At 63.0% G+C, this 25,140-nt stretch carries 19 protein-coding genes; 7 read left to right on the top strand and 12 right to left on the bottom strand.

Going from position 1 to position 25,140, the window contains the following annotated elements:
* Nucleotides 1-16: 16 nt before the first annotated feature.
* From PG900_RS14875 to PG900_RS14865, 3 genes are read right to left on the bottom strand one after another with little or no spacing between them, the layout of a single operon-like run.
* Nucleotides 17-823, bottom strand: a complete 807-nt coding sequence (locus PG900_RS14875; protein ID WP_270831727.1) for a phosphoadenylyl-sulfate reductase — start codon at nt 821-823, stop codon at nt 17-19.
* Nucleotides 813-2,525: an assimilatory sulfite reductase (NADPH) hemoprotein subunit gene (cysI, locus tag PG900_RS14870; RefSeq protein WP_270831726.1), complete on the bottom strand. Its 1,713-nt coding sequence runs from the start codon at nt 2,523-2,525 to the stop codon at nt 813-815. Before cysI ends, PG900_RS14875 begins: the two co-directional genes overlap by 11 nt.
* Nucleotides 2,525-4,315, bottom strand: a complete 1,791-nt coding sequence (locus PG900_RS14865) for an assimilatory sulfite reductase (NADPH) flavoprotein subunit (RefSeq protein WP_270831745.1) — start codon at nt 4,313-4,315, stop codon at nt 2,525-2,527. The genes cysI and PG900_RS14865 overlap by 1 nt, the downstream gene beginning before the upstream one ends.
* A gap of 198 nt (nt 4,316-4,513) precedes the next feature.
* On the opposite strand from PG900_RS14865, the gene PG900_RS14860 reads away from it, so the two are divergent.
* Entirely contained in the window at nt 4,514-5,320 is an 807-nt protein-coding gene (locus PG900_RS14860; protein WP_270831725.1) for a PhzF family phenazine biosynthesis protein, read from the top strand.
* Between the two features lie 128 nt (nt 5,321-5,448).
* Here PG900_RS14860 and lysS read toward each other — a convergent pair whose 3' ends face one another.
* Nucleotides 5,449-6,984: a lysine--tRNA ligase gene (gene lysS / locus PG900_RS14855; protein ID WP_011707134.1), complete on the bottom strand. Its 1,536-nt coding sequence runs from the start codon at nt 6,982-6,984 to the stop codon at nt 5,449-5,451.
* A 24-nt stretch (nt 6,985-7,008) separates the two neighbouring features.
* Nucleotides 7,009-8,107, bottom strand: a protein-coding gene (prfB, locus tag PG900_RS14850; protein ID WP_011707133.1) for a peptide chain release factor 2 whose coding sequence is annotated in 2 segments (ribosomal slippage) — nt 7,009-8,031 and nt 8,033-8,107 — 1,098 coding nt in all. Because the reading frame shifts where the segments join, the coding sequence is not laid out codon by codon here.
* A 253-nt stretch (nt 8,108-8,360) separates the two neighbouring features.
* On the opposite strand from prfB, the gene PG900_RS14845 reads away from it, so the two are divergent.
* On the top strand, nt 8,361-10,232 hold the full coding sequence (locus PG900_RS14845; RefSeq protein ID WP_016351765.1) for a methyl-accepting chemotaxis protein: 1,872 nt from the start codon (nt 8,361-8,363) through the stop codon (nt 10,230-10,232).
* Nucleotides 10,233-10,413: 181 nt separating this feature from the next.
* Here PG900_RS14845 and gltS read toward each other — a convergent pair whose 3' ends face one another.
* Nucleotides 10,414-11,613: a sodium/glutamate symporter gene (gene gltS, locus PG900_RS14840; protein WP_016351764.1), complete on the bottom strand. Its 1,200-nt coding sequence runs from the start codon at nt 11,611-11,613 to the stop codon at nt 10,414-10,416.
* Nucleotides 11,614-12,127: 514 nt separating this feature from the next.
* On the opposite strand from gltS, the gene ansA reads away from it, so the two are divergent.
* Entirely contained in the window at nt 12,128-13,135 is a 1,008-nt protein-coding gene (gene ansA, locus PG900_RS14835) for an asparaginase (RefSeq protein WP_011707130.1), read from the top strand.
* Between the two features lie 259 nt (nt 13,136-13,394).
* Here ansA and PG900_RS14830 read toward each other — a convergent pair whose 3' ends face one another.
* Complete coding sequence (locus PG900_RS14830; protein WP_011707127.1) at nt 13,395-13,688, bottom strand: YeaC family protein; 294 nt, start codon at nt 13,686-13,688, stop codon at nt 13,395-13,397.
* Between the two features lie 40 nt (nt 13,689-13,728).
* Nucleotides 13,729-15,159 (bottom strand): glyceraldehyde-3-phosphate dehydrogenase, encoded by a 1,431-nt coding sequence (locus tag PG900_RS14825; RefSeq protein ID WP_041216259.1) that lies wholly within the window; start codon nt 15,157-15,159, stop codon nt 13,729-13,731.
* Nucleotides 15,160-15,356: 197 nt separating this feature from the next.
* Here PG900_RS14825 and PG900_RS14820 point away from each other — a divergent pair, with 197 nt between their 5' ends.
* Nucleotides 15,357-16,157: a DUF2989 domain-containing protein gene (locus tag PG900_RS14820; protein ID WP_041216258.1), complete on the top strand. Its 801-nt coding sequence runs from the start codon at nt 15,357-15,359 to the stop codon at nt 16,155-16,157.
* Between the two features lie 6 nt (nt 16,158-16,163).
* The gene (locus PG900_RS14815) at nt 16,164-16,721 is read left to right on the top strand and encodes an NUDIX domain-containing protein (protein ID WP_016351759.1); all 558 of its coding nucleotides are present in this window, start codon (nt 16,164-16,166) and stop codon (nt 16,719-16,721) included.
* A gap of 65 nt (nt 16,722-16,786) precedes the next feature.
* Here the strand turns inward: PG900_RS14815 and sppA are convergent, their stop codons facing one another.
* Nucleotides 16,787-18,631, bottom strand: coding sequence for a signal peptide peptidase SppA (sppA, locus tag PG900_RS14810; RefSeq protein WP_270831723.1), 1,845 nt, complete (start codon nt 18,629-18,631; stop codon nt 16,787-16,789).
* Nucleotides 18,632-18,941: 310 nt separating this feature from the next.
* Between sppA and PG900_RS14805 the strand changes: the two genes are divergently transcribed.
* Together PG900_RS14805 and PG900_RS14800 are read left to right on the top strand one after the other, a co-directional pair.
* Nucleotides 18,942-20,957 carry an NADPH-dependent 2,4-dienoyl-CoA reductase gene (locus PG900_RS14805; protein WP_270831721.1) on the top strand — a complete coding sequence of 672 codons (2,016 nt, stop codon included), beginning with the start codon at nt 18,942-18,944 and terminating at the stop codon, nt 20,955-20,957.
* A 106-nt stretch (nt 20,958-21,063) separates the two neighbouring features.
* Nucleotides 21,064-21,612 carry an NAD(P)H nitroreductase gene (locus PG900_RS14800; RefSeq protein ID WP_011707121.1) on the top strand — a complete coding sequence of 183 codons (549 nt, stop codon included), beginning with the start codon at nt 21,064-21,066 and terminating at the stop codon, nt 21,610-21,612.
* A gap of 467 nt (nt 21,613-22,079) precedes the next feature.
* Here PG900_RS14800 and PG900_RS14795 read toward each other — a convergent pair whose 3' ends face one another.
* From PG900_RS14795 to prmA, 3 genes are all read right to left on the bottom strand, one after another.
* Complete coding sequence (locus tag PG900_RS14795) at nt 22,080-22,643, bottom strand: sugar O-acetyltransferase (protein ID WP_270831720.1); 564 nt, start codon at nt 22,641-22,643, stop codon at nt 22,080-22,082.
* Between the two features lie 73 nt (nt 22,644-22,716).
* Nucleotides 22,717-23,694 (bottom strand): D-2-hydroxyacid dehydrogenase family protein, encoded by a 978-nt coding sequence (locus tag PG900_RS14790; RefSeq protein WP_270831719.1) that lies wholly within the window; start codon nt 23,692-23,694, stop codon nt 22,717-22,719.
* Nucleotides 23,695-24,194: 500 nt separating this feature from the next.
* Nucleotides 24,195-25,073 carry a 50S ribosomal protein L11 methyltransferase gene (gene prmA, locus PG900_RS14785; RefSeq protein WP_010675412.1) on the bottom strand — a complete coding sequence of 293 codons (879 nt, stop codon included), beginning with the start codon at nt 25,071-25,073 and terminating at the stop codon, nt 24,195-24,197.
* Nucleotides 25,074-25,140 lie beyond the last annotated feature (67 nt).

Raw genomic sequence — 25,140 nt, 5'->3', positions numbered from 1 at the left:
GGGCGGGCCCTCTGGCTCAGATGCCGGAGCCGTCGTTCTCGCCGTTCTCTTCGTGCAGGCCGCACTCGCGCTTGAGGCCGAAGAAGCGGGTCTGCTCCTCGCTCATGCCGGGCTCCCACTTGGTGGTGGTGTGCACGTCGCCCACCGACAGGTAGCCCTGCTCCCACAGCGGGTGGTAGGGCAGGTCGAACTCCTTGAAGTAGTAGAAGACGTCCTTGTTGCTCCAGTCGATCACCGGCAGGAACTTGAAGCGGCCGCGCTGGATGGCCAGCACCGGCAGCTTGCCCCGGCTGCCGGACTGCTCCCGGCGCAGGCCCGAGAACCAGGTGCGGGCACCCAGCTCGCTTAGGGCGCGGTCCATCGGCTCCACCTTGTTGAGCTGGTTGTAGCGGGTGATCCCCTCTACCCCCTGCTCCCACAGGAGGCCGAAGCGGGCCTCCTGCCAGGCCGGACTGAGCTCGGCCCGGTAGATTTTGAGGTTGAGGGCGAGGCGCTCGGTCAGCTCGTCGATGAAGCGGTAGGTCTCGGGGAAGAGATAACCGGTATCGGTCAGCACTACCGGCACGTCGGCACGTTCGCGGCTTACCAGGTGCAGCATCAGCGCTGCCTGAATGCCGAAGCTCGATGACAGCACGTGCTCCCCCGGCAGGTTGGCCAGAGCCCAGCGCACCCGCTCGGGGGCGCTGATGGCATCCAGCTGCCGGTTGAGGGGGGCCAGCGCCTCGACCTGCTCCTCGCGACTCAAGGCCAGCAGGGCGTCGAGGTCGAGCCGGCCGTCGGCGGTGCGCGCCAGCCGGGCTGTATCGGTCTGATCAGGCTGCATAGAAGTCCCTCGCGGAGTCGATGACCGGGGCTATGATGCCGGCGCGGATGACGAAGTCGCCGAAGCACTCGCCCGCGTTGCGATCCTTGGCCCAGCGGCCGATCAGGGCATCCAGCTCGGCCAGGATCTGCGGCTCGGTGATGTTCTCCAGGTGCAGGCGCGGGATGCGGGTCCCCTCGAGATTGCCACCCAGATGCAGGTTGTAGCGTCCCGGCGCCTTGCCCACCAGACCCACCTCCGCCAGCATGGCGCGGCCGCAGCCGTTGGGGCAGCCGGTGACCCGGAAGATGATGGCGTCATCGGCCAGACCGTGTTTGGCCAGCAGCCCCTCGATGTCGCTGACAAACGCCGGCAGCATGCGCTCGGCCTCGGCCATTGCCAGCGGGCAGGTGGGCAGGGCCACACAGGCCATGGACTGCTTGCGCTGCTCGCTGACGCCGTCATCCAGCAGGCCGTACTGACGCGCCAGCGCTTCGATGCGGGCCTTCTCGCCGGCAGGCACGCCCGCGATGATCAGGTTCTGGTTGGCAGTGAGGCGAAAATCCCCCTGATGCACCTTGGCGATCTCCAGCATGCCGGTCTTGAGGGGCTTGCCCGGGAAGTCCAGCAGGCGGCCGTTCTCGATAAACAGGGTCAGGTGGTGCTTGCCGTCGATCCCCTCTACCCAACCGAAGCGATCGCCACGGCTGGTAAACTCATAGGGGCGTACCGGCCCGAACTGGATGCCGGCGCGGCTCTCCACCTCGGCCTTGAAGGCCTCGACGCCGACGCGCTCGAGGGTGTACTTGGTCTTGGCGTTCTTGCGGTTGACCCGGTTGCCCCAGTCGCGCTGGGTGCTGACCACGGCGGCCGCCACGTCCAGCACATGGGAGAGCGGCACGAAGCCGAAATCGCTCGCCTTGCGCGGGTAGGTGCTGGTGTCGCCGTGGGTCATGGCCAGACCCCCGCCCACCAGCACGTTGAAGCCCACCAGCTTGCCGTGATCACTGATGGCCACGAAGTTGAGATCGTTGGCGTGGATGTCCACGTCGTTGTGGGGCGGGATCACCACAGTGGTCTTGAACTTGCGCGGCAGGTAGTTGGAACCCAGGATCGGCTCTTCGTCACCCCCCAGCTTCTCGCCGTCCAGCCAGATCTCCACGTAGGCGCGGGTCTTGGGCAGCAGGTGCTCGGAGATCTTCTTGGCCCACTCGTAGGCCTCCTGGTGCAGCTCGGACTCCACCGGGTTGCTGGTGCAGAGCACGTTGCGGTTCACGTCGCCGGCGGTGGCTATGCTGTCGATGCCGGTGCTGTTGAGGGTCTGGTGCATCATCTTGATGTCGCGCTTGAGCACCCCGTGGAACTGGAAGGTCTGGCGGGTGGTCAGGCGGATGCTGCCGTACAGGCTGTGATCCTCGGCGAACTTGTCGATCACCTGCCACTGGGCCGGGGTGATGATGCCGCCGGGCAGGCGGGCGCGCAGCATGACGTTGTGCAGCGGCTCCAGTTTCTGGGCTGTGCGCTCCGGGCGGATGTCGCGGTCATCCTGCTGGTACATGCCGTGAAAGCGGATCAGCTGGAAGTTGTCGCCGTTGAAGCCGCCGGTGAGCGGGTCTGTGAGATCCTGTGCTATGGTGCCGCGCAGGTGATCGCTCTCGCGTTTCAGACGTTCGTTGTCGGCCAGCGGTCCTTCCACCGGTCCCGGAATAAGTTGCTTGCTCATCAATAGACATCCCTTTGATAACGTTTGGCACGACGCAATTCGCTCAAATACTCTTCTGCTTCCTCACGGCTCTTGTGGCCATGTTCCGCAATCACATCCAGCAGGGCTTCCTGCACATCTTTCGCCATCTGGTTGGCATCGCCGCACACATAGAAGTGAGCGCCTGCTTCCAGCCACTGGTAGAGCTCCTGGCCCGCTTCCCGCAGGCGGTGCTGTACATAGACTTTCTCGGCCTGATCCCGGCTGAAGGCCAGCGAGATCTTGCTGAGCAGCCCGCTCTTCACATAACGCTGCCATTCCACCTGATAGAGGAAATCCTGGGTGAAGTGCGGGTTGCCGAAGAACAGCCAGTTGTTGCCCTCGGCCCCCTGGGCCTCGCGCTCCTGCAGGAAGGCGCGAAACGGGGCGATGCCGGTACCCGGGCCCACCATGATGACGGGGGTGTCGGGGTTTGGCGGCAGGCGGAAGTTGTCGTTATGTTCCACGAATACCCGCACCTCGGCATCTTCGGCAAGCCTGTCCGCCAGGTAGGAGGAGGCGGCGCCACTGCGCACAGTGCCGTCTTCCTGCGGGTAGCGCACCACGCCGACGGTCAGGTGCACCTCCTCTTCCACCTCGCTCTGGCTGGAGGCGATGGAGTAGAGGCGCGGGGTGAGCGGGCGCAGCAGGCCCAGCAGCTGTTCGGCTGTGAGCACGGTCGGGAAGCGTTTCAGTACATCCACCACCTGGGCAGAGGCCACCAGAGCATTGACCTGGGCCTTGTCACCAGCCAGATCTTTCAGTGCCGCGTTGCCCGATATATCAGCGAGTCCTGTGATGAAGCCGCCGTGCAAGCGGGTCAGCTCCAGCTCGCGGCTGAGCACTTCGCGCAGGCTGCCGCGGGCGGTGGCCTCGTCGCCGGAGAGACCGGCCAGCGCCAGTACCTCGTTCACCAGTGCGGGGTCGTTGTCAAACCAGATGCCGAGGGCATCGCCCGGCTGGTAGCGGATGCCGGACTCTTCAAGGCTGATCTCGATGTGGCGGATATCCTTGGTCGAGTCGCGACCGGTGATCTTCTGATTGACCGAGAGTCTGGCCGGGAAGGGGTTCTCCTTGCTGTACTGGCTGTGGCCGACCGCCTGTTGTACCGCGCTGGCCACGCTGCTGCCGGCAGGACCGGCGGAGAGGGTGGCGGCGATGGCATTGAGCGTCTGTTCACCCCACGCCTTGGCGGCATCCTGATAATCCACGTCCAGGCTGGCGAGCTCATGCACCCGATCGGCGCCAGCCTTGGTCAGCAGGCTGTCAAAGTCCTTGCCGGTCTGGCAGAAGAATTCATAGGAGCTGTCACCCAGCCCCAGCACGGCGAACTTGAGCCCTTCCAGCTTGCCGACCTTGCCTTTCTTGAGCTGCTCGAACAGATCGACTGCGCTCTCCGGCGGTTCACCCTCCCCGTAAGTGCTCACTACCACCAGCAGGTGGGTCTCTTTCTTGAGCTGCTTGGGTTTGTAGTCCGCCATGGAGGTGAGGGTCACCGGCAGGCCACGGGCCTCGGCTTGCGCCTTGATGGCGCTGGCCACGCCCTTGGCGTTGCCGGTCTGGGAGCCGTAGAGAATGGTCAGATTGCCGCTGGGGGCAGTGGCGGCTGCGCCGGTCACGGCCGGCTGGCTGCCCGCCTGGGAGAGACCGTAGAGATAACCGCTGACCCAGGCCAGTTGCTGGGTATTGAGGGTCGATAGCGCCTGGCTCAGCTGTCGCTGCTGCTCGTCGGAGAGGGGAGTCAGGTTGGTCAGGGAGTCCTTCAATTGCATCACACACGTCTTCCATGGTCTGATTTTTGGTCAGGTTAAGGGGTGCGATGGATAACAACAAAGAATAAAAATGTCTTTTTTATTCTATTAATGCATTAAAAAGGCGATGGAGAGGGTCGCAAGGCGACTCAGGTCGACAGGGCTCTCATGGTATAAAGGGCGATGAATGAACCCGTATTGCCCACACAGGAAACGTGAATGTCGACTATCAGCCTGTTTCATGTCAATGCCTTCAGCCAGCATCCCTTTGGCGGCAACCCGGCGGTGGTGGCGCTGGGGCCGAGTCAGCCGGATGCCACCCTGCTGGCCATGGCGGCCGAGTTCAACCTGTCGGAGACCGCCTTTCTGGTGCCCCTTGGCCATGCCCGCTATCAGCTGCGCTGGTTTACCCCCGAGCTGGAAGTGGATCTCTGCGGCCACGGCACCCTGGCGGCGGCCCACGTACTGTGGCAGACGGGGGCGGTGGCAGGGGATGAGGCCATTTACTTCGAGACTCGCAGCGGCGAGCTGCTGGCCCGGCGCGAAGGGGCGTGGATCTGGCTCGATTTCCCGCACATTGCTCCGGTGCCGCTCGTTCTGGATCCGGCCTATGCGGCTGCGGTCGGTTGCCGGCCGCTGCAAACCCTGGCGGCTGGCGCCAAGTTCTTGCTGGCGCTGGCCAGCGAGGAGGAGGTTCGTGCGCTCAGCCCAGATTTTCAGGCCCTGCGCGCGCTGCCAGGTCGCGGCCTGATGGTGACGGCGCCCTCGCGCGGCTCGGACCATGACTTTGTCTCTCGCTACTTCGCCCCCTGGGTCGGGGTGGATGAGGATCCGGTGACCGGCTCCAACCACTGCGCCCTGGTGCCCTTCTGGGCCGAGCGGCTCGGCAAACGGCAGCTGCGGGCTCGCCAGATCTCGGCAAGGGGTGGTGAGCTGCGGCTAGAACTGCAGGAGAATAGGGTGCTGATGGCCGGTCAGGCCGTCACCTTGTGGCAGGGGGAGTGGTTGCTGCCAGTGGCCTCATAAGCGGCAAGCTGGCGGCATTGAAGGTTCGTCAGCGGTTTGTGCCTGCCATAAAAAACGCCCCGCAGTTGCGGGGCGTTTTGATTGTCATGGACGGCAGCTGTGCTGCTGCGGCCCTGTTTCTGCGGCTCTTACTTTTGTGGACGCAAGGCCGGGAACAGGATGACGTCGCGGATGGTGTGGCTGTTGGTGAACAGCATCACCAGACGGTCGATACCGATGCCCTGACCGGCAGTCGGCGGCAGACCGTGTTCCAGCGCAGTCACGAAGTCGGCGTCGTAGAACATGGCTTCGTCATCGCCTGCGGCTTTCTGGTCAACCTGAGCCTGGAAGCGCTCGGCCTGATCTTCCGCATCGTTCAGCTCGGAGAAGCCGTTGGCCAGCTCGCGGCCGCCGATGAAGAATTCGAAGCGGTCGGTAACGTCCGGGTTCTGGTCGTTGCGACGGGCCAGCGGAGAGACGGCGGCCGGGTACTCGGTGATGAAGGTCGGCTGCAGCAGCATGTGCTCCACGGTCTCTTCGAAGATCGCGGTGATCACGTGGCCCAGTTCCCAGCTCTTCATCAGCTCGATGTGCAGGCGCTTGGCGACGGCGGTGGCCTTCTCCAGGGTCGCCAGATCGTCACGGGTCACATCCGGGTTGTACTTCAGGATGGAGTCAACCATGGAGAGACGCTGGAACGGCTGACCGAAATCGATGGTCAGACCCTCTTCGCCCTCTTTGGCGTAACGGATCTTGGTGTCGCCCAGGATGTCTTGCGCCAGGGTGCGCAGCATCTCTTCGGTGAGATCCATCAGATCGATGTAGTCGGCGTAGGCCATATAGAACTCGAGCATGGTGAACTCGGGGTTATGGCGAACGGAGATACCTTCGTTACGGAAGTTGCGGTTGATCTCGTAGACACGCTCGAAACCACCGACCACCAGGCGCTTCAGATAGAGTTCCGGAGCGATACGCAGGTACATGTCGATGTCCAGCGCATTGTGGTGGGTGATGAACGGACGGGCAGAGGCGCCACCCGGGATGACCTGCATCATGGGGGTTTCCACTTCCATGAAGCGCTTGTCGTTCAGGAACTTGCGGATACCGGCCACGACCTTGGTACGGGTCACGAAGGTCTTGCGGGACTCTTCGTTGGCGATCAGATCCAGGTAACGCTGACGGCAGCGGGCTTCCTGGTCGGTCAGACCTTTGTGCTTCTCGGGCAGCGGGCGCAGGGCCTTGGTCAGCAGGCGAATGTCGGAGACATGAACGGAGAGTTCGCCTGTGTTGGTGCGGAACAGGGTACCTTCGACACCCACGATGTCGCCCAGATCCCACTTCTTGAACTGCTCGTTGTAGAAGCCTTCCGGCAGGTCGTCACGGGTGACGTAGACCTGGATCTTGCCAGCCATGTCCTGCAGGGTGGCGAAAGATGCCTTGCCCATGATCCGGCGGGTCATGATGCGACCGGCAATCTTCACCCGTTTACCCAGTGCGGCCAGTTCGTCGGCGCTCTTGTCACCAAACTCGGCGTGCAGATCGCCGGAGAGGCTGTCACGACGGAAGTCGTTGGGGAAGGGGTTGCCCTGGGCGCGCAAGGCGGCCAGCTTGGAACGACGCTCCTGCATCTCGTTGTTCAGATCGAGAGTTTGGTCGACTTCCGGAGTAGTGGTTTGTTCAGACATGGTGATTCCTGCTGTTCTGTTTTTTTACAGGCCTGATTTCAGGCTAGCTTCGATAAACTTGTCCAAGTCGCCGTCGAGTACCGCCTGGGTGTTGCGGGTTTCGACGCCGGTACGTAGATCCTTGATGCGCGCATCATCCAGCACATAGGAACGGATCTGGCTGCCCCAGCCGATATCGGACTTGGTCTCTTCGAGGGCTTGCTTCTCGGCATTCTGCTTCTGAATTTCCAGCTCGTAGAGCTTGGCCTTCAGCTGCTTCATACACTGATCTTTGTTTTTGTGCTGGGAACGATCGTTCTGGCACTGTACCACGACCCCAGTAGGAATGTGGGTAATACGTACCGCGGATTCGGTCCGGTTGACGTGCTGACCACCGGCGCCGGAGGCACGGTAGACGTCGATACGCAGGTCGGCCGGGTTGATCTCGATGTCGATGTCATCGTCGATCTCGGGGTAGACGAACACCGAGCAGAACGAGGTGTGGCGACGGCCACCGGAATCGAACGGGGATTTGCGCACCAGGCGGTGCACGCCGGTCTCGGTACGCAGCCAGCCGAACGCATACTCACCGGTGAACTTGATGGTGGCGGACTTGATGCCGGCCACGTCGCCTTCGGAGCATTCGATGAGCTCGGGCTTGTAGCCGTGGGCATCGCCCCAGCGCAGGTACATGCGCAGGACCATGTTGGCCCAATCTTGCGCTTCGGTACCACCGGAGCCGGACTGGATGTCGATGTAGCAGTCGGAGGGATCGTGCTGACCGGAGAACATGCGGCGGAACTCGAGATCCACCAGCTTGGTTTCCAGCACGTCGGCTTCGGCCACGGCTTCGTTGAAGGTGTCTTCGTCTTCACCTTCCACGGCCAGCTCGACCAGCATGGCCACGTCGTCGGCGCCCTGGGTCAGGGTATCGATGGTGCCGACCACGTTTTCCAGCGCCACGCGCTCCTTGCCCAGCGCCTGTGCGCGCTCGGGTTCATTCCAGACGTCCGGCTGTTCCAGCTCGGCGTTGACCTCTTCTAGACGCTCTTTCTTGGCGTCATAGTCAAAGGTACCCCCTAAGCAGCTCGGTCCTCTCAGACAGCTCCTTAAGCTTGTTTAATACAGGATTGACTTCAAACATCGTGAAAACTCTCGGGGTCGATGTGATTTAAAAACGGGATATTCTAGCCAATTGTGGAAGGAATAAACAGGGTCGGCTGTCCTTGTGCGTGCCTCGTAGTCAATTTCTGGTGCAGTTTTCCCCAACTCGGTGGAAAATATCGCCCGCCGGCCCATTTTCCGGTTCAGTTTTGTGCCGACGGGTCGTTAATAACTACGCAGTGCTGTGCACTTTTTGGGAAATCCTGTTCCTGACCTCATAAGAAGAACGCATGATGAAAAACCTATCACTCAAGCAGAAGATACTGTTGTCGGTGGTGATCGCCCTGTCGCTGGTGATCCTGCTGCTCTCCTGGCAGAGCTATACCAGCCAGAAGTCCCTGTTGCTGCAAGGCAGTCAGGAACAGGTACAACGCCTCGGCAGCCAGCAGGCCGCCAGTGTCAGTGACTGGCTCGCGGCCCGTCGCGACGTGATCCAGGCGCTCGGCAACAAGGCCGGTGCCGAACCCCTCAACGCCCTGCAACAGGCGCAAGTCTCCGGTCGCTTCCAGCTCACCTATTTTGGCGAGAGCAGCGGCAAGATGAACGACTCCGACCCCTCCATCAACCGTGACGGTTACGATCCCCGCTCCCGTGGCTGGTATCAGGAAGCCATGAGCAAGGGCGGCCTGATCGTGACCAAACCCTATCTGGATGTGGCCTACAACATCATGGTAGTGACCCTGGCCCAGCCGGCTCAGGGCGGCGTGGTCGGTGGCGACCTCTCCATCGCCTCGCTGGTGGAAGACGTCACCAAGATGAAGCTGCCGGCAGATGGTTTCGCCATCATGATGCACAAGGATGGCACCGTCATCGCCTACAAGGACGCCGCCAAGGCGATGAAGCCGGCCACCGAGATCGACAACGATCTGACCAATGCCCTGATCGAGCAGAGCAAGACCAGCAACAGCCTGGTGCCGGCCTACTTCGACAACGAAGGGCGCGACAAGCTGCTGTGGGCGGTAGACATCCCCGATACCGACTGGGAGCTGGTGCTGGTGCTGGACAAGGAGACCCTGGAGGCGCCGCTCTCTTCCCTGCTGATGACCCAGCTCGGCCTGGCCCTGCTGGTGCTGGTGGGCAGCATCCTCGCCATCTCCTGGCTGGTCAGCATGCTGCTCGGCCCGCTCAGCAAGGTCTCCCAGGCCCTGGCGCGCATCGCCGACGGTAACGGCGATCTGACCCAGCGCATCAAGATCGACACCAACGACGAAGTGGGTCAGCTGGCCAACAGCTTCAACCGCTTCGTCGGTAGCCAGCATCAGCTGATCGGCAATATCCGCAAGCTGGCCAACGAGCTGAACGCCGATGCCGAGCGCAGTCTGGTGACCAACCAGGCCGCCGTGGACGAGCTGCAGCGCCAGCAGCAGGAAGTGACCATGGTCGCTACCGCCGTCACCGAGATGGCGAGCGCCACCATGGAGATCGCCGGCAACGCCGAGAACACCGCCGCCGCCGCCCAGCAGTCCGCCCAGAGCAGTGAGCAGGGCAAGATGCTGGTGAACCAGACCCGTCAGTCCATCAACGGTCTGGCCGAGGAAGTGGGGCAGGCGACCGAGGTGATCGGCGAGCTGAGCCGCCACGCCCAGGCCATCTCCGGCATCCTCTCCACCATTCAGGGCATCGCCGAGCAGACCAACCTGCTGGCGCTGAACGCCGCCATCGAAGCGGCCCGCGCTGGTGAACAGGGTCGCGGTTTCGCGGTGGTGGCGGACGAGGTGCGGGTGCTGTCGCGCCGTACCCAGGACTCCACCCAGGAGATCCAGTCCACCATCGAGACCCTGCAGCAGACCACGGCCCGTGCGGTGAGCCTGATGCAGACCAGCCAGGGGCTGGCTGACAACAGCGTGAAAGACGCCGATGCCGCTGCCGCTGCGCTCGAAGAGATCACCCAGGCGGTGTCGCTCATCTCCGACATGGCGGGTCAGATCGCCACCGCCGCCGAGGAGCAGACCCAGGTGACCGGCGAGATCACCCAGAACACCACCGCCATCAAGGATGTGAGCGACGAGATCACCGCCGCCGCCATGCGCGATCTGGATCAGGCCGAGAGCCTCAAGGGCCGGGCTACCGACCTGAACCAGCAGGTCTCGACCTTTATCCTGTAAGTTCTGAAACGCGGCGAGCACGGCCGCCATGACAAAGCCCCGCCCTCTGCCGAGTGCGGGGCTTTTTGTTTATGCGTCTCGCAGCGGGCTGCCATGAAGGGTGGGGGCGCCGCTGGCGAGCAGCAATGGCAGAGCCCACCAAGGGGTGGGCTCTGTTCATAGACGTCTGACGGAAAAGGAATTACAGGAAGGGCAGTGCCAGGAACAGCTTGATCACCATGGCGTTGATGATGTCGATGAAGAAGGCGCCCACCATGGGCACCACCAGAAACGCCAGGTGGGAGGGGCCGAAGCGCTGGGTGATGGCCTGCATGTTGGCAATGGCGGTGGGGGTGGCCCCCAGACCGAAACCACAGTGGCCTGCCGCCAGCACGGCTGCATCGTAGTTGCTGCCCATCACCCGGAAGGTGACGAAGATGGCGTAGAGCGCCATGGCCACGGTCTGGGCCGCCAGCAGCACGAAGATGGGCAGCGCCAGGTTGGCCAGATCCCACAGTCGCAGGCTCATCAGCGCCATCGCCAGGAACAGCGACAGGCTGACGTTGCCGAGCAGGGAGACTTCGCGGTCGCTCACCTCGTGCCAGTTCAGCAGGGTCAGCACGTTGCGCAGCAGCACGCCGACGAACAGCACGCAGACGAACACCGGCAGCTCGAAAGCGCCGCCCTTGAGGTAGGCGGAGAGCATCTCGCCCCCCTTCAGGCTGATGGCGATCAGCGCCAGGGTCTCGATCAGGCTGAAGGTGGTGAGCGGGCGCTCCATATCCGGCATCTCGAAGCCTTGCGGCGCGTCATCCCGGTTGTGCTCCTCGCCGGGTACTTTCACCTTTTTCACCAGATAGCGGGCGACCGGACCGCCGATGAGGCCGCCCAGCACCAGGCCGAAGGTGGCACAGGCGATGGCCAGTTCGGCAGCGGATTGCACCCCGTACTTCTCGGTGAAGGTGGCGCCCCAGGCCGCCCCGGTGCCGTGGCCGCCGGAGAGGGTGATGGAGCCGGCCAGCAGCCCCATGTGGGGATCCAGGCCGAGCAGGGTCGCCAAACCCACGCCCAGGCTGTTCTGCACCAGCAGCAGACCGGTGACCACCAGCAGGAAGGTGAGCACCGCCTTGCCGCCGCGCTTGAGGCTGGCGAGATCGGCGGAGAGACCGATGGAGGCGAAGAACGCCAGCATCAGCGGGGTTTGCAGGCTGGTATCGAACTGCAGCTCCATCTGCAGGGTGGAGCGCAGCAGCAGCAGCACCAGGGCGACCACCAGGCCGCCGGCAACCGGCTTGGGGATGTTGAAGGTTCGCAGCAGCCCGACTCGGGTCACCAGCAAACGACCGAGCAGCAACACCAGGGTGGCTGCGACCAGGGTGGCGTAGGAATCAAGTTGTAGCATTCAGTACTCCCATGTTGATTGGCTGTGTCTTTCGTTGATGCAGACTCACAGATTCAGCCGGGATAAAAACAGTGTGGCTCAGGTGCCAACAAAGAAGGGGCGACATGCCCCCGCCCCACGTAAAAATGGGACCAGTGCGGGCCTGAACGGATCAGGCTTCCAGATGAGATTTATGAAAAATCGAGCGGATAGTAGCAAAAAGCACCACTTATATCCACATTTGTCAGATAAATGGTCACTCTTGATGTATCTTGTGACATTTAACACTATTGGGTTAGTCGCCGTTTAATACCGGCCGCAGGCCATTGTTTGGCTGTTATTTGGGGAGCCAGTCCCTATAATTCGGCGGTTTTAGGCCCGCCGGACGGCACTGGTGGGATGTGAGCCGGCGGCCCGGCGCGCTATCATGAGCGGGCTTTTGGCCCATGGCGAACGCGGCGGGCAGTCGATGCCGCCGTTTCGCCCCGGCTTAGCCACGATTCGCGGGTGTTGTGCCCATCAAAGAGGAGAGGGTGTGAAGAAGTCCATCTACATCGCCTACACAGGCGGCACCATAGGGATGCAGCGTTCCGACCACGGTTATGTGCCGATGGCGGGCTTCATGGAAGACTGTCTGGCGCGGATGCCCGAGTTCCATCGTCCCGAGATGCCGGATTACCATATTCACGAATATGCGCCCCTCATCGACTCTTCCGACATGACGCCGGCGGACTGGCAGCGCATCGCCGAGGATATTAAAGGCAACTACGACAAGTACGACGGTTTCGTCATTCTGCACGGCACCGACACCATGTCGTTCACCGCCTCGGCGCTCTCCTTCATGCTCGAAGATCTGCACAAGCCGGTGATCATCACCGGCTCCCAGATCCCGCTGGCGGAGCTGCGCTCCGACGGGCAGCAGAACCTGCTCAACGCCCTCTACATCGCGGCCAACTACCCGATCCACGAGGTGACACTGTTCTTCAACAACCAGCTCTATCGCGGCAACCGCAGCAAGAAGGTGCACGCCGACGGCTTCCACGCCTTCGATTCGCCCAACTACCCGCCGCTGCTCAATGCCGGCATCGCCATCTCGCTGGAAGCGGGCGAGCTGGGCGTGCCGTCCGAGCGGCCGCTGGTGCTGCACGACATAACCCCCCAGCCCATCGGCGTGGTGACCCTCTATCCGGGCATCTCGGCCGAGGTGATCGCCAACATCCTGCAGCAGCCGGTGCGGGCGCTGATCCTGCTCTCGTTCGGGGTGGGCAATGCGCCGCAGAATCCGGCCATGCTGGCGCTGCTCTCCGAGGCGTCGGCCCGCGGCGTCATCATCGTCAACCTGAGCCAGTGCCTGCACGGCAAGGTCAACATGGGGGGCTATGCCACCGGTAACGCCCTGTCGAGGGCCGGAGTCATCTCGGGCTTCGACATGACCGCCGAGGCGGCGCTGACCAAGCTGCACTTCCTGCTGAGCCAGGACTTGCCGGCACCGCGCATCCGCGAGCTGATGCAGCAGTCCCTGCGCGGTGAGCTGACCCCCTGACTGGTTTCCCCCTCACCCTAACCCTCTCCCGGCGGGAGAGGGGATAGATCGAGGTGGCGAGGTTTGTCATGAAGATCGCCGGCAGGTGGCCCGCTTACTGTTCGCAGGTGCGAGCCTGCTCCCTTCTCCCCTGGCGGGAGAAGGGCCGGGGATGAGGGGATGAGGGGATGAGTCATCCTGCATAGATAGGAAAAAAGAGGGGAGCCATCATGGCTCCCCTCTCTGCTGTGGCCACCGCGGGCGGCCTGGCGGGTCAGACTCAGTGGTTGAGGTCGACCCGCACTATCTCTTCCTCGTCGCGATACTGACGCTTGAGCTCGCTCTTGCTCTTCATCACGATCTCGCCGTCACGGCCGATATTCATGTGCTCGGGGTTGTCGAGGTGCATCGCCTGCCAGGCCATCACGGCCTGCAGGGAAGTGGCCTTCTGCTCGTCGGTGAGCGGCTTGCCATCGGGCCACTTGCCGAGCTCGACCGCCGTCTTGAGGCGCTCGTACACCTCTGCGGGCATCTGCCTGATTGCTTGTAGAAACTCACCTTGTTGAAACGACATCCGGCCTTCTCCTTGCACATTGAGCCATGACGAATCGGGATCAGGCCGGCAGATCCTGGCGAACCGCGCCAGCCATCTGCTCCATCACCCGCACTACCTGACAACTGTACCCGAACTCGTTGTCATACCATACGTAGAGCACGCAGTGATCCCCTTCGGCGATGGTGGCCTGAGAGTCGACGATGCCCGCAAAACGGGAGCCTACCATGTCGGAGGAGACCAGCTCGGTGCTGGCGCTGAAGTCGATCTGGCGATGCAGGGCCGAGCTCAGCGCCATCTGCTGCAGATAGGCGTTGAGGCTCTCCCGATCGGTGGTCTGTTCCAGCGACAGGTTGATGATGGCCAGCGATACGTTGGGGGTGGGCACCCGGATGGCGTTGCCGGTCAGCTTGCCCTTGAGCTCGGGCAGCGCCTTGGCCACCGCCTTGGCGGCGCCGGTGCTGGTCATCACCATGTTGAGGGCCGCGCTGCGACCGCGGCGCTCGCCCTTGTGATAGTTGTCGATGAGGTTCTGGTCGTTGGTGTAGGAGTGGACCGTCTCCACGTGGCCGTGACGGATGCCGTACTTGTCCTGCATCACCTTGAGCACCGGAGTGATGGCGTTGGTGGTGCAGGAGGCGGCGGAGATGATCTTGTCATCTTGCCCTATCACCTCGTGGTTGACCCCGAACACCACGTTCTTCATCTCCCCCTTGCCAGGGGCGGTCAGCAGCACCCGGGCGGCGCCGCGCGCCTTGAGGTGTTCAGACAGCCCCGCCTCGTCGCGCCAGACCCCGGTGTTGTCGACGATCAGCGCATCGTGAATGCCGTAGGCGGTGTAGTCGATGTCGGCCGGGCTGTTTGCATAGATCACCTGGATGAAGGTGCCATTGGCGATGATGGCGCTGCGCTCCGCATCTACCTCGATGGAGCCGTTGAAGGGGCCGTGTACCGAGTCACGGCGCAGCAGGCTGGCGCGCTTCTCCAGATCCCCATCACGACCACCGCGTACCACGATGGCGCGCAGCCGCAGGGAGTTGGCGGCGCCGGTGCGCTCGATCAGCAGCCGGGCCAGCAGGCGGCCGATGCGGCCAAAGCCGTACAGCACCACGTCGGTGGGGGCCGGCACACCGCGACCCAGGGCCGGCGCCAGTTTGGCACGCAGGTAGTCGTCGATGCCGGCTTCATCCTGGTGATCCTGCCAGTAACCCACGGCCAGCTTGCCCAGATCGATCTCGGCAGCGGTCGGGTTCAGGGCCAGAATGGCTTGCAGCAGGGGAAAGCTCTGTTGGATCGGGAGGGGGGCTCCCTGGTGGCGGCGAACGACCCGGTGGGCCTTGAGGATATCGATGGTGGAGGCGTTTTGCAGCGGGCGGCCGTAGAGGGTGATCTCGATCCCCTGCTGGCGGTAGAGGCGACCGATCAAGGGTTGCATGGCTTCGGCGAGCTCCTGGCTCTCCTGCCACGCCTGCAGATAGTGCTCGTGGGTCATTAACCAGATCCTTTATTTCACGTTGTTGGGGCAAATAGAAATTCGTCGAATGCAGATCAGTGTAGGGGTGTATATTTCGTTATATTATTCTGCAGTCGCGGCCTTATACGGCGCGCGCATTGTAATGGATATGTAATCTGTTTGCTAGCCAAGGGTGGCCATGGCAGGCTGCAATTGTTACCAACAAGATATGAACCATGACCCCTTTTCCAGCTCGTTCCCTATTGTTCGGCCTCTGTTGCGGCCTGCTGCTCACCGCCTGTGACGATGACAGGATCCACAACATCTGCGCCAATTACCCGGCCCTCTGTCAGGATCTGGTGGACGACGGCTGGTGTCGTTACGAGCGCAGCGACATCATCCGGGCCCGCTACTACCTGCAGGCGGAGGGGACGCAGCGGCGCCAGTACGAGTTGATGCGCAGTCTGGAGCGTTATCTCAAATGCGCCGAACGTTCCACCAACATCGAGTACAAGCGGGCCCGCGAGCAGAAGAGCCCGCGGGTGGAGGGGATGCTGGCGGCCGGTGAACAGCTGGCCCAGCTCGATGCCGCCACCCGCAACGCCAACGATCCCTACCTGCTGCTGTGGCACTGGACCAACAACACCAACGAGCTGGCTCGCCAGCAGTTTCTGGCGCTGGAGGGGCAACCCGTGCTGGAGGAGCCCGAGCTGCAACTGGCGCTCGGCGGCATCTATGCCAAGAGCGAGCCGCAAAAGGCCATCGCCCTGATGCAGCACGCCCTCTCTCTCTACCGGGAAGGGGAGCAGGTCAACGGCCGGATCCTCACCTCCCTCAGTACCCTCTACATGGGCCAGAAGCAGTACGGGCAGGCCTATCTGTGGGGCAAGGTGAGCGAGTCGTTCCAGAATGCCGCCGAGGTGTCGGCCACCCGTTTCAGCCTCTATCACTCCCTGAGCAAGCAAGAGCAGGAGAGCCTGGACAGCCAGGCCGCCACCCTGGTCGAACAACTGAAAAGCGGGACCTATCGTCCCTGAACCCTGATGAACCACATTGAATCTCTGGCCAGCGACTGGCCGCACCCCTTCGACATCCGGCTCACCCACGGCCGGGTCAACACCGATGGCCGCCAGCTGGAGCGGGTCACAGTCAGGGCCGTCGTGCTGCGCGGTGACCAGCTGCTGCTGGTGCACTCCCGGGTCAACGGCGATCTGATGTTTCCCGGTGGCGGCATCGAGCACGGGGAGTGTCACCGCACGGCCCTGGCGCGCGAGCTGCGCGAAGAGTGCGGCGCCGAGCTGGTGGCGGTCGGTGCCCTGCTCGGCGAGACGCGGGAGTACCGCCCGGCCCGCGAGGCCGACTACGACGCCTACTGCATCCGCTCTTTCTACTACCTCTGTCAGGTGGGGGAGGCGTGGTGCGAACCGCAGCCCCAGCCCTACGAGATAAGGCTCGGTTTCACTCCTGGTTGGTTCGAGCTGGCCGAGGCGCTGCAGACCAACAAGACCCAGCTGGCGGGCCCTTGCCCCCAGTGGACGGTGCGGGAGACCCGGGTGCTGGCTGAGCTGCACCACTGGCACGAATCTGGCCTGCTGGCGTGACTCGGGCCCCTTGAGGAAGATGTAAAAAAACCGCCCCAAGGCGGTTTTTTTGCGTTTGCTGCCGATCAGGGCGTACAGACCGGGCAGAGGGCGTAGGTGCCCTGCGGATCGTTGAAGCGGGTCAGCGGGTCCAGGCTGCGGTTTACCTCCACCAGCGCCTTGCCAAGCCCGGCCGGCAACCAGCTCTGCAGGTGGGAAGCCAGCACTTGGGCGCTGCTGTCGAACAGCTGGCGCAGGAACTTGTCTTTGGCCGACTCCTCCTGCTCGATGGGGGTGACCTGCCACTCCTTGAGGTTGGCCAGCTCGGCCGCCGCCTTGATGGCCGCCTCCTGATCGCCAAACTCGTCCACCAGTCCCAGCGCCTTGGCATCCTGACCGGTCCAGACCCGGCCTTCGGCTGCTTTCTCGGTCTCTTCTGGGCTCAGGCCACGGCCCTTGCTCACCAGACCGACGAAACGCTGGTAGGTGTCTTCCACGCTCAGCTGGATCGCCTGGCCGACGTGTTCCGGCAGGGCCCGGGTCAGGCCGACGCCGACATAGTCGGTGGTGCCGACGCCGTCGGTGTGTACCCCGTACTGGGAGAGCGCCTTGTCGATGGTGGCGAACATGCCGAACACCCCGATGGAGCCGGTAAGGGTGGTGGGGGAGGCGAAGATCTTGTCCGCATCGGCGGAGATCCAGTAGCCACCGGAGGCGGCGTAGCTGCCCATGGAGATCACTACCGGCTTGCCGGCCTGTTTGAGGGCCAGCAGCTCGGCGCGGATCTGCTCGGCGGCGAAGGCGCTGCCGCCCGGGCTGTCGACCCGCAGCACCAGGGCTTTCACCTTGTCGTCGCGGCGGGCATCGGCCAGCAGGTCGGCGAGGCTGTCGCCACCGATGGTGCCGGCTGGCTGGACGCCATCCATGATGGCGCCGCTGGCGACGATGAGGCCCACCTCATCCTTGCCGCTCTGGGGATACTGGCTCGGAATGGCGGCCAGATACTCCTTGAGGCCCACCCCCTTCCAGCCGTGGTCATCGCTCTCGCCCACTTCCTTGATCACCGCCTGGGTCATCTCGTCGCGGGTCGCCAGCTGGTCCACCAGACCGTTGTCGAGGGCGTAGTTGGCGGCGTTGCCGCCGGCCTTGCGCAGCAGCTCGAGGAAGCGATCCTTGCCCGGTGCCACGGCGTCCGGTTCGATTTCGCGCTGCTCGGCCACGTCGGCCACATAGGATTGCCACAGCTGATCCAGCCAGCGCTGGTTCGCCTCCTTGCTCTCGGGGGACATCTCGTCACGGGTGTAGGGTTCGACGAAGGATTTGTAGGTGCCGACCTTGAACACGTGCGGGGTGATGTTGAGCTTCTCCAGCGCCGACTTGTAGTAGGTCTGGTAGACGCCGAGCCCCTCGATCACCACGGCGCCGCTCTGGTTGAGCAGCACGTGATCGGCGTGGGCGGCCAGCAGATATTGGCCCTGGGTGTAGAAGTCGGCCATGGCGATGACCGGCTTGCCGCTCTCCTTGAATGCATCGATGGTGCTCGCCACCTCCTGCAGTTTGGAGAAGCTGGTGCCCTGCAGCCCCTGCGGCTTGATCACCAGCGCCTTGATGCGATCGTCATCCTTGGCGCTTTTGATGGCCCACAGCAGATCGGAGAGGACGATCTCGCTGGGCAGCTCGTCGCTGTTGTCCACCTGGCGCAGCAGCTGCACCGTGGGATCGGTCTGCGAGCGCTGTTCCACCAGCACGCCGGAGAGATTGAGGGTGAGAGCCCCTTCGATGGGGGCGCTGGGCGCCTCTTTCTGGCTGACGCTGAAGACGATGATCAAGACCACGACGAGAAACAGCAGATTGACCAGCATCAACCGGGTGAAATTGAGCAGGCGCCACAGGCTGCGAAACAGCCAACCCAGACCTTTGAAAATAGACATAGTCGCGTTATCGCCCTGTTAATGGGGAGGGAAGCGCCATTATTAACCAGTTGGCCGGTGAAATGCCATTTCCGCTTGGACAGGATCGGAGCCCGGTTGTTCGGAACACGTCTGTTCGCCGAAAAATTGTCCAAACATTTGTTTGAAAAAGCATTTTCGATTCTTTACTCTAGCCTCGGTTTGATAACAAAAAATTAACTGGAGGCCCTGTGAGCCGCCCACCCATCCTGCCGTCGTGTCTTGGGCTTGAGTCCAGGCGGCGGGGAATGGGCGTGGTGCCATCCAGCCCGGCCCCGACAAGGAGTTCATGATGAGCCGTTACCCGACCCTGCTGACCCCCCTCGATCTCGGCTTTACCCAGCTGCGCAACCGCGTGTTGATGGGATCCATGCACACCGGCCTCGAAGAGGAGAAGGGGGGCTTTGACAAGCTGGCCGCCTTCTATGGTGAGCGGGCCCGGGGCGGGGTCGGCCTCATCGTGACCGGTGGCATCGCCCCCAACCTGCGTGGCCGGCTGGTGCCCCACGGCTCCCAGCTGAGTTTTCCCTGGCAGGTGGCCAAGCACAAGAAGGTGACCAGTGCGGTGCATCAGGAGGGGGGCAAGATAGCGCTGCAGATCCTCCATGCCGGCCGCTACGCCTATCATCCGTTCAGCCTGGCGCCGAGCGCCCTCAAGGCCCCCATCTCTCCGTTCAAGCCGCGCGCCATGAGCGAGCGGCAGATCCGCGGCACCATCCGCGACTTCGCCGCCACCGCACAACTGGCCAGGAGCGCGGGCTACGACGGGGTCGAGGTGATGGGCTCGGAAGGCTATCTCATCAACCAGTTCATCTGCGAGCGCACCAACAAGCGCGCCGATGGCTGGGGTGGCAGCAGCGAAAACCGCATGCGCTTCCCGGTGGAGATTGTCCGTGCCATCCGCGAGCGGGTCGGGCCGGATTTCATCATCATCTTCCGCCTCTCCATGCTGGATCTGGTGGAGCAGGGCTCCTCCCTGGAGGAAGTGATCGCCCTTGGCAAGGCGCTGGAGCAGGTGGGGGTGACCCTCATCAATACCGGCATCGGCTGGCACGAGGCGCGCATTCCCACCATCGCCACCAGCGTCCCGCGCGGTGCCTTCAGCTGGGTGACCGCTGAGCTGAAAAAACACCTCAAGGTGCCGCTTATCACCACCAACCGCATCAACACCCCCGAGGTGGCCGAGCGCATTCTGGCGGGCGGCGAGGCGGATATGGTCTCCATGGCACGTCCCTTCCTGGCGGATCCCGAATTTGTCATCAAGGCCGCCGAGAACCGGGCGGACGAGATCAACACCTGCATCGCCTGCAACCAGGCCTGCCTTGACCATGTCTTCAAGCAGAAGCGGGCCTCCTGCCTGGTCAACCCGCGCGCCTGCTTCGAGACCGAGTTGACGTTTGGTCGGGTGCCCCAGCCCAAGAAGCTGGCGGTAGTGGGCGCAGGCCCTGCCGGGCTGGCGTTTGCCTGCTACGCCGCCGAGCGCGGCCATCAGGTGAGCCTGTTCGATCAGGCCAGCGAGATCGGCGGCCAGTTCAACTTCGCCAAGCAGATCCCGGGCAAGGAGGAGTTTCACGAAACCCTGCGCTACTTTGCCAAGCGGCTGGAGAAGTGCGGCGTCGAACTCTATCTGGGCCAGCGCCAGAGTGCCGAGAGCCTCTTGGGCGGCGGCTTTGACGAGGTGATCCTCGCCACCGGCATCCGCCCGCGCACCCCCAACATTCCGGGCATCGAGCATGCCAAGGTGATGAGCTACCTCGATGTCTTGCGGGATCACAAGCCGGTGGGCGAGAAGGTGGCGGTGATCGGCGCCGGCGGCATCGGCTTTGACGTGGCCGAATACCTGGTAGAGGGCAAGGGGGATCGCAGTCGCGATCACTGGCTCAAGGAGTGGGGCATCGACAAGCAGCTCGGCGAGCGTGGCGGCCTGATGGCCCCGGTGATCGACGCCCCCGAGCGCCAGGTCTGGCTGCTGCAGCGCAAGGAGAGCAAGGTGGGCGACGGCCTTGGCAAGACCACCGGCTGGATCCACCGCACCGTGCTCAAGAACCGCAAGGTGGAGATGCTCTCCGGCGTACAGTATCTGCGCATCGACGATGAGGGGCTTCACATTCAGGTGGGCGAACAGCAGCAGTGTCTGCCGGTGGATCAGGTGATCATCTGCGCCGGCCAGGAGCCGCTCAAGGAGCTGCAGGCCGGTCTGCAGGCGGCGGGCAAGCCGGTCCACATCATCGGCGGTGCCGACGTGGCCGCCGAGCTGGACGCCAAGCGCGCCATCCGCCAGGGGGCCGAACTGGCGGCGGTCATCTAGTCGACGGGCCGCCACGTATTGCGACAAACCCCTGATGCTCAGGGGTTTTCTTCATCCGGTGCTGTGCTAAGGTAGCGCCATCATAGCCCCTGACAAGGAACTGCCCATGGATGCCCTCCACCTGTTACTGAATCGTCACTCCTGTGGTCGTCTGGCCGAGCCCGCCCCGAGCGGCGAGGTACTCGACAATATCCTCAAGGCCGGGCTGCGGGCGCCGGATCACGGCACCCTGACCCCCTGGCAGTTCATCCTGTTCGAAGGGGAGGGGCGCGAGCGGCTCGGCACCCTGCTGGCACAGGCCGCTCGCAGCCGCGGCGAGGATGAGGAGAGCATCAAGAAGTGTCAGGAGGCCCCGCTGCGCGCGCCGCTGCTGATCGCGGTGGCAACCCGCTATCAGGAGCACCCCAAGGTGCCGCGGCTGGAGCAGGAGCTCTCCGCCGGCTGCGCCCTGATGGCGATGCAGATGGCGGCCCAGGCCCAGGGCTTCAACGGCATCTGGCGCTCCGGCTGGTTCATTTTCGACGAGCAGATCAATGAAGGGTTGGGACTGACACCGGAGGATCAGCTGGTGGGCTTCCTCTACCTTGGCACCCCCATGCTGGAGGCCCGCAAGCTGCGCGAGCTGCCGGTGAGCGAGTTCGTGCGCCGCTTCTAGTCTGTTTCATTACCGGCAAGGCCCTGACTCGTCAGGGCTTTTTTGTTTCTGGTGGCGGGCTGTACTGATATTTGGAAGATTGCCAAGAGGGAGGCCGTGGCTGGCAGGGAATTTTTTAAATAGTGAGATGCCGTTCTCAATCCTGGTTTATTACGCTATGTAAAACGTTTGCGCCTCGTTAATATTCCTGTGCCAGTTTAGAAGGTGACCCCTTCTAATTTTCTGCGATGAGAGTCGCAATTCCGTAGCACCTTTTTACAGCCCAACGTCTTGATGACATTGGGCTTCATTTTTATGGGCGTTTTTCAGATGCCAATACCCTTAACCGGCAAACCCGCCTTTTTACAGGCCATCATGGTCTTGATGGCATTGGATTTCATTTTCATGGGTGATGTTCAGGCGCCGGTATCCTTAACTCCCTGATACCGGCAAACCCACCTCTTACGGGTAGCTCTCGGTACGTGTTGCTAGCTCACCTGCGTCTTGCCTTTGGCGGGCAGCACGCGGGCCGGGTTGCCCACCACCCTGGCGCCGGCCGGCACGTCTTTGGTGACCACGGCTCCGGCACCCACGATGGCCTCCCGCCCTATGGTGACACCGGGCAGCAGGATGGCGCCACCGCCAATCCAGACCCTGTCCTCGATGGTGACCGGCAGCGCCGTCTCGATCCCCTGGATCCGTTCATCGGCGTCCAGCGCGTGGGCGGCGGTGTAGATCTGCACGTTCGGCCCAATCATCACCTCGGCGCCGATGCGAATGGGGGCGTTGTCCAGCAGGGTGGCCCCCATGTTGATGTAGCTGCGCTCGCCAAGGTGGATGTGGCGGCCATAGGTGCAGTAGAGGGGCGGGCAGATGAAGGCCCCCTGGGCCAGCTCGCCGACGATCTGCTGCAGCAGCGCCAACTGTTCATCCTCTTCGTCGCTGCGATTGAAGCGGCGGTACAGGCGGGCCGTCTCCCGGCGCAACCGATCCAGTTCCGGTGCCATGCAGTTGTAAGGCTGGCTGGCGATCATCTTGTCGTACTCGGTCATGGCGGCTCCTGTGGCTTGTCTTGGTGGCGCATGGGGTTTACATGTTAGCGGTCCGGCCGCCGGATAACCGTGATCAGCGGCCCGCTACGGGCAGCACCAGATTGGTCGGACTGCCCTCGGCAAAGGCAATCAGGTTGTCAAAGGCGGCCTGAAAGTAGAGCTGGTAGCTGTTGCGCTCCACATAGCCGAGATGAGGGGTGGCCAGCACATTGGGCAGGCGCAGCAAAGGTTCGCTTTGCGCCGTGGCAGGCTCTGCATCGAACACGTCGAGCGCTGCGCGCCGGGTGGGGTTGGCGGCGAGTTCAGCATAAAGGGCGCCCGGCTCGACAAGCTCCGCCCGACTGACGTTGACCAGCAGGGAGTCGGCCTTCATCCGCGCGAGATCGGTGCGGGTCACACAGCCACGGGTTGCCTCGTGCAGGCGCAGATGCAAAGAGAGGATGTCGGCGTCACGAAAGAAGGCCTCCTTGTCGGGGGCGCTGGCATGGCCATCCCGCTCGGCCTGCTGGCGGGAACCCTCGCTGCCCCAGATCAGCACCGACATGCCAAAGGCCCGGCCGTAACCGGCCACCAGTCTGCCAATCTTGCCGTAGCCCCAGATGCCGAGCGTCAGCCCCTGCAAGGTACGGCCCAGCCCCAGTGTGCCTGATTGCTGCCACTGCCCCTGGGCGAGGGCATGGCAATAGGCCGGGAGGTGGCGGGAGGCGGCCATGATGAGCGCCCAGCAGAGCTCGGCGGGTGCCACCGGGCTGCCAATGCCTTCGGCGACGGCCACCCCGTGGCGCTGACACAGGAGGGGATCGATATGCTGGCTGATCTTGCCGGTCTGACTGATGAGTCGAAGGGAGGGGAGCCTGCGCAGCAACGCCTCGTCGATGCGGGTGCGCTCGCGGATCAGCACCAGTGCCTCCACCCCTGCCAGCTTGGCGGCAAGGCGCTCGGGGTCAGGTTCGCTCTGGGTGAGGATGGTGACGTCGTGGCCCGCCAGGCGGGTAAAGCAGGGCAGATAACGCACCTGATCCTGATAGTCATCCAGTATGGCAATCCGCATAAGCACTCCGTGTCACAAGGGGGACTGGCGGCCTATCCTACCGGAAACGGGGTGAGCTGTGTGGTCAAATGAGCACTGATTGCAGTGCAGGTATGGATGCGCTGGGCAACAGCACCAGAGAGGTGGCGGCCGGCAGGTTGAAAACAGACGGGGCTCCCGTGTGGGAGCCCCGTTGATAGTTTGGCAAGTGCCGCTTAGCCGAGTTTGCGGCCGATGGGTTGGCAACTGCCGTGGCTTGTTGCTTATCAGCCGAGTTTACGGCCGATGGGTTGGTAGCCGCCGTGGCTTGTTGCTTATCAGCCCAGTTTGCGGCCGATGGGTTGGCAACTGCCGTGGCTTGTTGTTTATCAGCCGAGTTTGCGGCCGATGGGTTGGCAACTGCCGTGGCTTGTTGCTTATCAGCCGAGTTTACGGCCGATGGGTTGGTAGCCGCCGTGGCTTGTTGCTTATCAGCCCAGTTTGCGGCCGATGGGTTGGCAACTGCCGTGGCTTGTTGTTTATCAGCCGAGTTTGCGGCCGGAGAGGCGGCACCACTCTTCCTTGACGGCGGTCGGGTCCATCTCGAACCACTGGCCGTAGATGGTTTCCAGCTCCGGCGCCTGGCTTTCCAGCACGCCGGAGAGGGCCATCAGGCTGCCCGCTTTGCCGTGGCCGGCGATAAGCGGCGCCAGTTCGCGCAGCGGGCCGGCCAGGATGTTGGCGACCACCACGTCCGCTTCGACATCTTGCGGCTGATCCGCCGGCAGGTAGAGCTCGATCTGATCGGCGACGCCATTGCGCTCGGCGTTGTCACGGCTGGCCTGGATGGCCTGCGGATCGATGTCGATGCCGATGACTCGGGCGGCGCCCAGTTTCAGGGCGGCGATGCCGAGGATGCCGGAGCCGCAACCAAAGTCGACCACGGTTTTACCGGCCAGATCCAGCCCGTCTAGCCACTGCAGGCAGAGCGCCGTGGTGGGGTGGGTACCGGTACCGAAGGCCAGACCCGGATCCAGCATGACGTTGACCGCATCGGGGTTCGGCACGTCGCGCCAGCTCGGGCAGATCCAGAGCCGCTCGCCGAACTGCATGGGGTGGAAGTGATCCATCCACTCGCGCACCCAGTCCTTGTCTTCCAGCTGCTCCACCTTGTAGCCCACGTCTTCACCGAAGATCTGCTGGAAGAAGGCGATGGTGGGGGCCGGATCGGTTTCGGCGTCGAACAGACCCATTACCTCGGTCTCGCCCCACAGCGGGGTTTCGCCCGGCATGGGTTCATAGACGGGCACATCCTTGGCATCCATAAAGGTCACCGCCTGGGCACCACGCCCCAGCAGCATGTTGCTCACCTTGTCTGCGGTCTTGGCAGTGGCGTTGATTCGAATTTGTATCCAGGGCATGGCGTCGACTCTTCATAAATGTGAAACCGCGGGATTCTATCATCATGGGCGTGTGCTGTCGTGGTTT

Source organism: Aeromonas sp. QDB03 (assembly GCF_027707985.1).
Taxonomy (GTDB): Bacteria; Pseudomonadota; Gammaproteobacteria; order Enterobacterales; family Aeromonadaceae; genus Aeromonas; species Aeromonas hydrophila.
The sequence above is the reverse complement of the archived record's forward strand: the minus strand, read 5'-3'. Positions and strand labels throughout refer to the sequence as shown.